Origin of the sequence: Nesterenkonia aurantiaca, from assembly GCF_004364585.1 — a bacterium.
GTDB lineage: Bacteria > Actinomycetota > Actinomycetes > Actinomycetales > Micrococcaceae > Nesterenkonia > Nesterenkonia aurantiaca.
Window position 1 is genome coordinate 72,921 of sequence record NZ_SOAN01000001.1, and the last position, 10,693, is coordinate 83,613.

A 10,693-nucleotide genomic window follows, 5' to 3' on the forward strand; every position below is an offset into this window, starting at 1 on the left:
GTGCGGTTCAGCGGCCGGATCCGGGCCTCAGATCTCGTTGAGGATCTCGCGGAGCCGGTCGCCGTGCTTCTCGAGCTTGCGCTCACCGATGCCGGGGACCTTCAGCAGCGCCTCGTCCGAGGTGGGCCTGCGCTCGGCGATGACCTCCAGGGTGGCGTCGGTGAAGATCACGAACGCGGGCACCTCGAGCTCCTTGGCGTAGTCGCTCCGCCAGGCGCGCAGCTTCTCGAAGAGCGCCTCGTCGTAGCGGGCGGGGCAGCTCTCGCAACGGCGCCGCTTGACCTCGGTGCCGTTGGTGAGGACCTTCCCGCAGGTGGAGCAGGTGGAGGCCTTCTTCTTGCGTCCTGAGGCGTTCGGGCTCGGCCCTCCCGAGGGAATGATCTTCCGACCGGGCTCCTCCATCCCCATCTCCTTGCGCAGCGGGCGCAGGAATCGGGACGGGGTGCGTCGGCCTCGGCCGCCGGTGTGCCGGGAGGCGGCGGAGGAGAGGAAGAGGAACTTCCGGGCGCGGGTGATGCCCACGTAGAACAGCCGGCGCTCCTCGTCGACCTCCTTCTGGGTCTTGGCGAAGGTGATCGGCATCAGCCCTTCGGAGAGTCCGGCGAGGAACACCGCCTCCCACTCCAGGCCCTTGGCCGAGTGCAGCGAGGCCAGCGTGACGCCCTCCACGGTGGGGGCGTGCTGCGCGGCGGAACGTTCCTCCAGCTCGGAGATGAAGCTGCGCATGGTGAAGTCTTCGCGCTCGGTGGAGAGCTGGTCCGCGAGTGCGACCAGCGCCGCCATCGACTCCCAGCGTTCCCGGACCGCGCCGGTGGCCTCAGGCGCCTTCGCGGAGTAGCCGTGAGAGGAAAGGATGTCGCGCACGCTCTTGGACACCGCGTCCCCGGCGTCGTCGACCAGCGAGGAGGTGCGCAGAGCAGCGAGCGCCTCGCGGACCTCGCGGCGGGAGAAGAACCGTTCGGAGCCGCGGAGCTGATACGAGATCCCGGCGGTGGCCAGGCTCTGTTCGAACGCCTGGGACTGCCCGTTGGTCCGGTAGAGGATCGCGACCTCGGAGAGCGGCACGCCTTGTTCCTGCAGCGCCTTGATCTCGGAGGCGATCCAGCCGGCCTCGGTGTCATCGTCGGCGTGCTGGATCAGCTTCGGGACCGGTCCGCGCTCACGCTGCGAGATCAGCTGCAGCGGCTCGGGCCAGGGCGCCGGATCGGTGAGCTTCACGGACTCCCGGGTGCGGTCGGCCAGCAGCGAGTTCGCCAGCTTCACCACCTCCGGGGTGGAGCGGTAGTCCCGGACCAGCTTGACCAGGTTCGCCTCCGGGTGGCGGCGCTTGAAGCCGAGCAGGTAGTCCGGGGTGGCGCCGGTGAAGGAGTAGATGGTCTGCGCGGCATCGCCGACCACGCAGATCTCTTCGCGTCCGCCGAGCCAGAGGTCCAGCATCCGCTGCTGCAGCGGGGAGACGTCCTGGTACTCGTCGACCACGAAGTGGCGGTACTGCTGGCGCACCTGGGCGGCCACCCGCTCGTCGTCCTCCAGGATGCCCACGTTGAGCAGCAGCACGTCCTCGAAGTCGATCAGATGCTTGTCCAGCTTCACGTCCTCATAGGACTGATACAGCTTCGCGAAGGTGCGGTGGTCCACTCCCCCGGGCGCGGGACGGCCGGCACCTTCGGCGGTGGCGACCTCCAGGTAGGACTCCGGGGTCAGTGTGGAGACCTTCGCCCATTCGATCTCGCTGGCCAGGTCGCGCAGCGCGGCGCGGTCGGTGGTCACGTGCAGCCGGCGGGCGGCCTCGGCGAGCAGCCGGACCTTGTGGTCGAGGATCTGCGGCATGGTCCCCCCGATGGCCACCGGCCAGAAGTACTGCAGCTGGCGCAGCGCCGCGGCGTGGAAGGTGCGGGCCTGGACCCCGGGGGCGCCCAGCGCACTGAGCCGGGAGCGCATCTCGGCGGCGGCGCGGGCGGTGAAGGTCACGGCGAGCAGCCGGTGCGGGTCATAGACCCCGGCCCGGACGCCGTAGGCGATCCGGTGCGTGATCGCGCGGGTCTTGCCGGTCCCAGCGCCGGCGAGGATGCACAGCGGACCCTTCAGCGTGGAGGCGGCCAGGCGCTGTTCCTCATCGAGGCCGTCGAGGATCGCTTCGGGCGGGGCCGCGGCGAGCTGGGTGGCCGAGAGCGCGTGTCCGGTGGAGGAGCTGGAGGAGAAGGCGGGCTGGCTCATCGGGGCTGCTGTCCTGCCTGGCCGGTCCGGCCGTTGGCGGCCGCGCCGGTACGGCCGTTGCTGGCAACACTCGCGCGGTGGGCGGCCGGGCTCGGCTGGGCGTCGGAGGACGCGTGGATCGGGGTGCCGTGCCAGCGTTCGATCAGCGCCCGGGAGATCGAGGAGCGGGTGGGCAGGCTGACGTCTCCGGCTCCGGCGGCCTCGGCGAGCTCCGACCGGGTGAACCAGCGGACATCGCGGATCTCGTCGCCGTCGGGCCGGGCCATGGTGGCGTCGTGGGTCACGGCGAAGTGTCCGAGCATCAGCGAGCGCGGGAACGGCCAGGACTGTGAGCCCATATAGCGGATCTCCGAGACGACGACGCCGGCCTCCTCCGCGATCTCACGGGCCAGTGCCGCTTCCACTGACTCCCCGGCCTCGACGAACCCGGCGAAGGTGGAATAGCGGTGAGTCTCCCAGCGGTGCGCGGAGCCCAGCAGGATCCGATCCTCGACGTCGAGCACCGCGGTGATCACGGCAGGGTCGGTGCGTGGGAAGGTCTGCGCGCCGCAGTTCGGGCAGGTCCGTCGCCAACCGGAGACCTCCACCGCGGTGGCGGTCCCACAGGCGGCGCAGAACGGGCTGCGGGCGTGCCAGGTGGTGATCGCCAGCGCCTGGGTGAGCAGGGCGGCGTCCACCGGGGTCAGCTGGGAGCCGGCGAAGGCCAGGTCCGCCCAGGTGGTGCCGGTGGTCCCGGCGGCGGCCTGCTCATCGGCGGGCTTGGGGTGGGCCACCGTGACCACGTGCACCGGCGCGGCCTCACCGGGCGTGATGCTGGGAGCGGCGTCGGGCAGCTCGGCGGGGTCCACCGCGCCAAGCGCCACGGCGCCCTCGGGCAGCGGCCCGGTGGCCTCTTCATAGTCGAGTCGGTTCCCGCTGAGCCGGGCGCGGCGGCCGAAGAGGCGCAGCACCCGGGTGCCGGGGGTGGACCAGATCTCGCTGAGCCATTCGGGGCGTTTGCGCTCGGCGTCGAGCCGGTCGATCCGGGCCCCGTCCTGGGGCAGTACGAGCAGGCCTTCGCCAGGGTCCCGGGAGTGCATATGCATACCCTCCACCGTACCGGGCTCGTGGCTGCCGCGAGCACCCAGAAGAGCCATGTGGACAGTGAGCGTCGCCGCATCGGCAGGACCTTCTGTAGACCAATCCCGCGCGATTTTCTGAATTCCGCGTGGCCTGGCACCGGGTATGGGCTCGGACCCCATACGCTGGTCCTCGTGCGATGGACATCGATGGAACTTGCGGCCCTGGCGACCGCGGCAGTGCCGGGGCTCTCCCCCACCGGCGTGGCTGCGGCGGCTGATGACGCCCGCGACTTCACCTCCGCCGTCGTCATCGACTCCGAAGGTCACCGCTGGAGGATCCGCTCCCCTCAGCATCAGGAGGCAGCGATGCGCCTGGAGACCGAGCTGCAGGTGCTGCGCGGCTTCTCCACCGGCATCCGCGCCGAGCTGCCCTTCCGGGTCCCCTCCGTCGCGGGCGCCGTGCGCCGCGGGGAGATGCGCACCTTCGTCTACAACCACCTGCCCGGCACCTCGCTGGAGCTCAGCGCGCTCGCCCAGCAGCCGCAGGCCGTGATCGAGGACATCGGGCGCACCATCGCAGCGATCCATGACCTCGACGAGGCCGTGGTCGACAACGCCGATCTGCCCCGATACTCCGCCGAACGCTACCGCCAGCGCCGGCTCAACGAGCTGGACCAGGCCGCGACCACCGGGGAGATCCCGGCCCTGCTGCTGCGCCGCTGGGAACACGCCATGGAGGACCGCGACCTGTGGCGCTTCACGCCAGCCGTCACCCACGGGGACCTGCACGAAGACTCGCTGCTCATCGAAGGCGAGCGCGTCATGGCGGTCACCGGCTGGACCGACCTGCACAGCGGCGACCCGGCCGATGACTTCGCCTGGCTCACCGCCGCCGGAGACGCGGAGTTCACCGAGAAGGTCCTCGCGGCCTACCGGCGCCACCGCACCGGCGAGGTCGACGAGCACCTGATGCGCCGCGCCGCGCTGACCGCGGAGTTCGCGCTGGCCCAGTGGCTGGTCCGGGGCCACGCCAGTGAGAACCCTGAGATGATCGCCGAGGCCAAGGGGCTGCTGGAGCAGCTGAAGACCGACATCGAGACCTACGGCGGGCAGCCGATCGCGCTGACCCCCGCCGAGGGCGAAGCGCCGGTGGCACCGGCCGAGGTCCAAGACTCGCGCCCTGTGGCTCGCGCGGGTGCCGCAGCGACCGTGGCCGATACCGGCGAGTGGGCAGACTCCGGCGAGGACGACGACGAGCCCGCCGTGATCACTGACGCCGCGGCCTCCGGGAGGAGCAACCACGAGGACGTCCGTGAAGAGGTCACCGAGGATCACGATCAGACCGGCAAGGTCCCGGCCTTCGCGCCGCGGCCGCTGCCCGGGGATGAGCCCACCGGCTCGATCCCGGTGATCATGGACCAGCCGCCAGCTGAGGAGCCGCTCCCGGACCGCATCTTCGAGGAAGAGGACGAGGGCGACCTCCCGATCCACCCCGATGAGGCCTCCGAGCGTCGGGCGAAGGAGAAGCACTTCTTCCCCGCGGTCGCCTCGGCCAGCTCGGCGGCCTCCACGGAGTCTGCTTCCTCGGCCCAGTCGGCGTCCTCGGCGCAGTCCGCTGCGCCGGTCGATCATGCAGACCCGGAGCCCTCCAGCTCACCAGCATCTCCCGACTCGCCGGAATCCCCCGATTCCCCGGAGTCGCCGGACTCCCCGGCGTCTGCCGATTCGGCAGCTTCCCCGGAAGCGGACGAAGACGGCCAGGAGTCGATCTACCAGCGGCACCCGGGCCTGCGCCCACCGGCCGCCTGAGTTACCTGGCTCGGCCTCCTCACCGTGGAGGAGCCGCATAGTCCAGGTCCCCTGCCGATGGGCCCTCAGCGACGAGGGGCTGCGCCGCCCCGGAATGATCCCCGCCGCGTCGCAGTTGTCGGGTGAGTGTCTCCACCCGGCTTCCCGGATTCGGCCAGGCTCCACGCGCGCTCTGACAGGCGCACCCTTCCTTTGACCGGCTGCAGCACAGGATGACGATATGACCACGGCGGAACAGACCCCAGCAGGCATCGGCTCACCGTACCCGGCCCCCTCCGGGCCCAAGTACACCCGTAAACAGGTGGCGCTGGCCATCGTCGCTCTCTCGATCGGCGGGTTCGCCGTGGGTGTCACGGAGTTCGCGATCATGGGGCTGCAGCTTGAGGCTGTCGCTGATCTCGGCATCACCATCCCGCAGGCTGGCCTGCTGATCAGTGCCTATGCCATCGGTGTGGTCATCGGTGCCCCGATCCTCTCCATCCTGGGCGCCAAGCGCGAGCGGAAGTCCTACGCGTTGCTGCTGCTCGGGATCTTCGTGCTGGGTCACGTGCTGAGCTTCTTCGCACCGAACTACGAGACCATGCTGATCGCCCGGTTCCTCTCCGGGCTCCCCCACGGCGCCTACTTCGCTGTGGCGGCCCTGATGGCGGCCGAGATGGCTGGCCCTGCCAAGCGCAGCCGCGCGATCGCCGTCGTTCTGGGTGGTCTGGCGATCTCCAACGTTCTCGGGGTGCCGGTGGTGACCGCAATGGGTCAGGCGTTCGGCTGGCGCTGGATGTTCATCTCGGTGATCGTGCTCGCGCTGATCACCATGGCCGCGGTGGCCCGCTATGCGCCGCGGCAGATGCCCCCGGCCAAGGCCACGATGCGTTCTGAGATCAAGGGCCTGAAGAACAAGCGGCTCTGGGTGGGCATCATGCTCGCCGTGGTCGGCTTCTCCGGCATGTTCGCGCTGTACTCCTATATCGCCCCGGTCAGCACCGAGATCACCGGGTTCAGCGAGAGTTCGCTGCCCTGGATCGTGGGGCTCTTCGGCGCCGGCATGGTGGTCGGCAACTTCGTCGGCGGCTGGGCGGCGGACAAGTCCGTGCTGGGCACCGTGGTGATCGCCATGGCCCTGGTGGCGGTGTTCATGGTGCTCTTCGCCTATACCGCGCACATCCCTGCCCTGATGCTGATCTTCCTGTTCCTGGTCGGCGTCTCGGCCAGCGCGCTGGGCCCGTCGATGCAGACCCACCTGATCGACACGGCCCCGGATGCCCCACAGCTCGCGGCCTCGCTGCACCACTCCGCGTTCAACGCGGCCAACGCCCTGGGCGCCCTGGTGGGCGGCCAGGTGATCGCCGCGGAGATGGGCCTGCGCGCACCGAGCTATGTCGGCGCCGGCGCCGCTGTGCTGGGTGTGGGCGTGGCGCTCTACGCGATCCACCTGACTCGGAAGATGAAGACTCCGCGTACTGCGATCTGACCGGTTCACGCTCCTGAAGGGGGCTGTGCCGGGTGAGTAGGCTGAGCCCATGAGCTCCCCCACCTCGTTCTCCACCACCGCCGACGTTGCCGCGGACAGTTTCGCCGGACAGCTCCGGCTGGCCACTTCCGAGGACTGGGATGCCTCGGTGCATCATCGGTTCGTCGAGGAGCTCTTCGCGGGGACACTCAGCGATGCGGTGCTGGCGCGCTATCTGGTGCAGGACTACCAGTTCTTCGATGCCTTCGTGGCGATGCTGGGGGCCTGCGTGGCCACCACCGATTCCAAGCCGGCCCGCCTGCGCTTCGCCGCGCAGCTCGGGATGCTCGCCGCTGATGAGGACGGGTACTTCCAGCAGAGCTTCGCCGAGCTCGGCGTGCCCGCTTCCGATGTTGTCAGCCCTCATCTTGAAGACCCCACGGAGGAGTTCATCGGACAGATGTGGGAGGTGGCGCGGTCCAGAAACTACGCGGACCTGCTGGTGGTGCTGGTGATCGCGGAGTGGCTGTATCTGGACTGGGGTCAGCGGGACCTGCTGCTACCCGAGGCGGCGAAACACCGGGACTGGATCGATCTGCACCGCGGCGAGGAGTTTCGGGAGTGGACCCAGTTCCTGATCGATGAGCTCAACCGGATTGCCCCGTCGCTGGGATCCGAGGACGGCGCGCGCTTGTCCGCACGGTGGACGCGGGTCGTGGCGATCGAGCGGGCGTTCTTCGATGCGGCGTACGCGTTCTAAGCCGTCAAGGTGGGGTGGAAGTAATCATAGAGGCTGCGCGGGACAGGTTTGCCGAAACGTAGCAACATTCGAACCACGGGCAATGGCGCGCCGGTCTTATTTGCCATGGTTGTTTCCTCCGCGTCCTCTGACTGAGCTTGACCAAGGTAAAAGAAGTCGGTCCCATCAGCGTCGTCGCGTTTCACGAAAACATGGAGATCTACAGAGTTCTCGACGATCGCTCGTACTTCTTTGCTGGCCAGCGAGCGACGGTTTCGGGTGAACCATCTCATGACACTGGGATCAATCAACTCATCCTCGTATGCCACGCTCGCCTCGACGTCGTGCTCCTTGTGCAACGTAACGAAGATGGGGCACTGACCTGAAGCAAGATCGGTGCGGTAGCCGTATATCGTCGATGCGCTGCTGCGATCCCATCCAAGCAGCCGGGCAACGTCCCGTCGGGAGTACCTCATGCCGGGCGTGAAAGGGCGACTCGGCAAGTAGGCCCGATTGATATGTGTCGCTGTCTTCAGGATGTCATCGACGTAGTTACTGAAAGGCGAATCACTCTTATACGCCTCAACGATGTGCGGGAGCAGTCGTAGACTCCCGTCTTGGGTGCGCTTCGCGAGTGGGGCACCGTATCGAGCTCGATCTCCCTGGTTGTAGCCCTCCAGAGTGAAGGTGGCCTGGGCGCTCTGGAGGACCGCTAGTTCTGAAGGGAGCTCCTGATCCGCAACTACTCTGCGCAGTTCGTCTTCAGTGACTTCCCGATTGTCTAAGAGCTCGCGGAGCATGAGCGCCTCATGCAGCCGTTTGGCCGGCAACACTTCGTGAGACAACAGTTGCAGTGCTCGAGACTCAGCTGAAGTCAGCCCTGATGGCACTTTGAGAGTCCTAGCAACGAGCGCGGGAAAATGTTCGAGACGGGTAGCGAGGACCACGGGATCTACCGACTCATTCTCAACGAAGTCCCAGAGCCGGGGCAGCCGACCTAGTCGCTGTTGGAGCAGTTCGATTTCTTCCCGCAGGCGCCGCAGATGGTCCATCTTGGCGTCAGCGATGGCCCGAAGCACTCGCTCCCGTGCAATTTCATCAAACCGGACACTCGACATGCCAGGCAGGACGCCACCTTCCTCGGCGGCGTTCAGGTTCTTCCGCAGAGACTCTTTGTTCAAAGACTTGTCCCCAAATAGGGCAACCGGGATGAGGTAATTATTCGCATAATTACCAATAAAGTCAATGACTGTTAGGTAGTCTTTGTCTGGTGCTTTTCTTAAACCTCTGCCAAGTTGTTGAACGAATACAATTGCCGACTGCGTCTGACGCAGCATGATGACTTGGTTGATGGACGGGATATCGACTCCCTCGTTGAAGATGTCGACTGTAAGTAGATAGTCGAGCTCTCCCAGTTCCAACTGCCTCACGGCGTTCTCACGCGTCTCAATAGAGTCTTCGCCGGTCAATGCGGTAGTTCGCAAATAGTGACCCCTGATGGAACGCTGGTTCAACTCTGCCGAGAGAGCATGTGCCTCGTCTTTCCGGCTACAGAACATGAGACCACGGGTTGGGACGCCTTGTTGGGAGTACTTATCGATGGCATCGATAATGTGCGATGCCCGCTCTGCTCCAGAGAGCCGGTGCAACTCAGTGCGGTCAGACACTGTTGAACCGTCGTGGAAGACTGCGTCAGGAACGCCGAAGTAGTGGAAGGGGCTGAGCATGTCTGCCTCTAATGCATCATCGAGTCGAATCTCGTAGGCAACGTTGTAATTGAAGAGCTCGTAAACGTCCGTCCCATCGTTGCGCTCCGGGGTTGCGGTCATCCCCAGCGCGAAGTCTGGCTTGAGATAGTCGAGGACGCGGCGATATGACGCCGCCCCGGCGCGATGCACTTCGTCGATGAGTAGGTAGTCAAAGTCGGTGGGCGAAAGCTGTCGCAAGGCATCTGGTTTGGCGAGAGACTGGACGGTGGCGAACACGTACCGCCTGTCCAGTTGTTTGACGGTCCCGGCGAGCTTTCCGTAGTCCTCGCTAGGTCCACCCAAAACTCGCTTGTACTCGTCCATCGCCTTGTCCAGAATCTGTTCACGGTGCGCGACGAACAGCAGCCTTCGGGGAGAGGCGGACCGTACATCCAGGGCGGACAGGATGGTCATGCCCGTCCCCGTCGCCGAAATGACGAGTGCTCGGTCATGCCCGGCCACCCGCACTGCCTCGATGGCTTCCAGCGCCTCCGTTTGCATGGCGTTGGGCTGAACCTCCACGCGATCAGCGTCGGTGATTCGAGGATCAGTCATCTCCTCGTCTGTACGAAGGTCGATCCGAGAGGTGGATCGCGCCTGCATCTTTATCGCGTCGAACGCCTTGCGATATGCCTCGATCCAAGCGGAACTGAGCGGACTTGTAGAAGCAAACTCGTTGGCTACCAGCGCGGAAAGCTGGGCGGCCAGCTGACTGTCCGGTCCTGCAGAAACCTTCATGTTCCACTCGTGGTTTCGCGTCAACGCGGATTCCGTGAGATTCGCACTTCCCACAAGAGCCGTCACGCTCTTGTGACGCTGAAACACGTACCCCTTGGGATGGAATGCCCGGGATCTGTGGAGCCCCACTTCCACGTCGATCCCGAGGTCCTTCAAATGTAGGAGGTCCTCGAAAGTGTTGGGAGCGTTGAAGTTCAGGTAATTCGAGGTAACGATCCGTCCGTGGCCGTCGAAATCGAGCAAATCTTGCTTGAGCATCGCCAACGCGCCAGGAGTAATAAAGGCGACTGAGAAGAAAAACGAACGACTCAGTCGGAGTTGTTCCCGAATGGTGCGCAAGATAGTGGTTCCTCTTTGACGATCATTCAGAACCAGTTCCGGAGAGTATCTCCCCAACATTGTGCCGTCCGCGCTGATAAACCCCCGATTGACGTCGCGCGCTAGTTGATTTTCCGCGTGAAACAGATCGGGGCGGTTGATCATGAGGTGACGGCTCCCCGAATGATCTCAATCGCAGGGATGTCCGCAGGAGCCCAGTTGAGGGCCCCTAGGTCACCTGGCCTGAGCCACACAACGTCGGCATGCTCTATCAGCCGCGGTGTGCCCGACATGAGCTCACAGAAGAAGGTAGTGAGGGTGACGACACCAAAGTCATATTCGTAGGTCGTGGTGGTGATCTTCTTGCCTACCTGAACGGTGCACTCAAGTTCTTCAGTAATTTCGCGCTGCAGGGCTTCACGCGGAGTTTCACCAGACTCAATCTTCCCGCCTGGGAACTCCCACATGTCGGGCAAACTGCCTTCCGGACCCCGCTGAGCGCACAGTATCTTCCCGTCATCGACGATTACTGCGCCTACAACGTTGATTTCCTTTTTCACACGCCCCCTCTGAGAACCATCCATGGTGTTCTGATCATCCTATGGAAGTTCTTCCT

General features: G+C 65.5%; 7 protein-coding genes. 3 read left to right on the top strand and 4 right to left on the bottom strand.

The annotated features are described in order from the left end of the window. Positions 1–27 precede the first annotated feature (27 nt). Both EV640_RS00310 and nudC read right to left on the bottom strand, forming a co-directional pair. Positions 28–2,217: an ATP-dependent DNA helicase UvrD2 gene (locus EV640_RS00310; RefSeq protein ID WP_133725434.1), complete on the bottom strand. Its 2,190-nt coding sequence runs from the start codon at positions 2,215–2,217 to the stop codon at positions 28–30. Next, complete coding sequence (gene nudC / locus EV640_RS00315) at positions 2,214–3,353, bottom strand: NAD(+) diphosphatase (protein WP_166645821.1); 1,140 nt, start codon at positions 3,351–3,353, stop codon at positions 2,214–2,216. Before nudC ends, EV640_RS00310 begins: the two co-directional genes overlap by 4 nt. A gap of 117 nt (positions 3,354–3,470) precedes the next feature. On the opposite strand from nudC, the gene EV640_RS13635 reads away from it, so the two are divergent. From EV640_RS13635 to EV640_RS00330, 3 genes are all read left to right on the top strand, one after another. Then, positions 3,471–5,087: a phosphotransferase gene (locus EV640_RS13635; RefSeq protein ID WP_208292145.1), complete on the top strand. Its 1,617-nt coding sequence runs from the start codon at positions 3,471–3,473 to the stop codon at positions 5,085–5,087. Positions 5,088–5,307: 220 nt separating this feature from the next. Beyond that, positions 5,308–6,555, top strand: coding sequence for an MFS transporter (locus EV640_RS00325; protein ID WP_133725436.1), 1,248 nt, complete (start codon positions 5,308–5,310; stop codon positions 6,553–6,555). 49 nt (positions 6,556–6,604) lie between these two features. After that, positions 6,605–7,294: a TenA family protein gene (locus EV640_RS00330; RefSeq protein ID WP_133725437.1), complete on the top strand. Its 690-nt coding sequence runs from the start codon at positions 6,605–6,607 to the stop codon at positions 7,292–7,294. Here EV640_RS00330 and EV640_RS00335 read toward each other — a convergent pair. Continuing rightward, positions 7,291–10,242 (bottom strand): DUF3427 domain-containing protein, encoded by a 2,952-nt coding sequence (locus EV640_RS00335; RefSeq protein ID WP_133725438.1) that lies wholly within the window; start codon positions 10,240–10,242, stop codon positions 7,291–7,293. The two genes, EV640_RS00330 and EV640_RS00335, sit on opposite strands and share 4 nt — an antisense overlap. Continuing rightward, positions 10,239–10,637: a (deoxy)nucleoside triphosphate pyrophosphohydrolase gene (locus tag EV640_RS00340; RefSeq protein ID WP_133725439.1), complete on the bottom strand. Its 399-nt coding sequence runs from the start codon at positions 10,635–10,637 to the stop codon at positions 10,239–10,241. Before EV640_RS00340 ends, EV640_RS00335 begins: the two co-directional genes overlap by 4 nt. Between the last annotated feature and the right edge of the window lie 56 nt (positions 10,638–10,693).

What these genes read in the sequence shown, in the direction of transcription:
- EV640_RS00330 (WP_133725437.1), top strand. Translation starts at nt 6,605, where the DNA reads ATGAGCTCCCCCACCTCGTTCTCCACCACCGCCGACGTTGCCGCGGAC.
- EV640_RS00335 (WP_133725438.1), bottom strand. Translation starts at nt 10,242, where the DNA reads ATGATCAACCGCCCCGATCTGTTTCACGCGGAAAATCAACTAGCGCGC.
- EV640_RS00310 (WP_133725434.1), bottom strand. Translation starts at nt 2,217, where the DNA reads ATGAGCCAGCCCGCCTTCTCCTCCAGCTCCTCCACCGGACACGCGCTC.
- nudC (WP_166645821.1), bottom strand. Translation starts at nt 3,353, where the DNA reads ATGGCTCTTCTGGGTGCTCGCGGCAGCCACGAGCCCGGTACGGTGGAG.
- EV640_RS00325 (WP_133725436.1), top strand. Translation starts at nt 5,308, where the DNA reads ATGACCACGGCGGAACAGACCCCAGCAGGCATCGGCTCACCGTACCCG.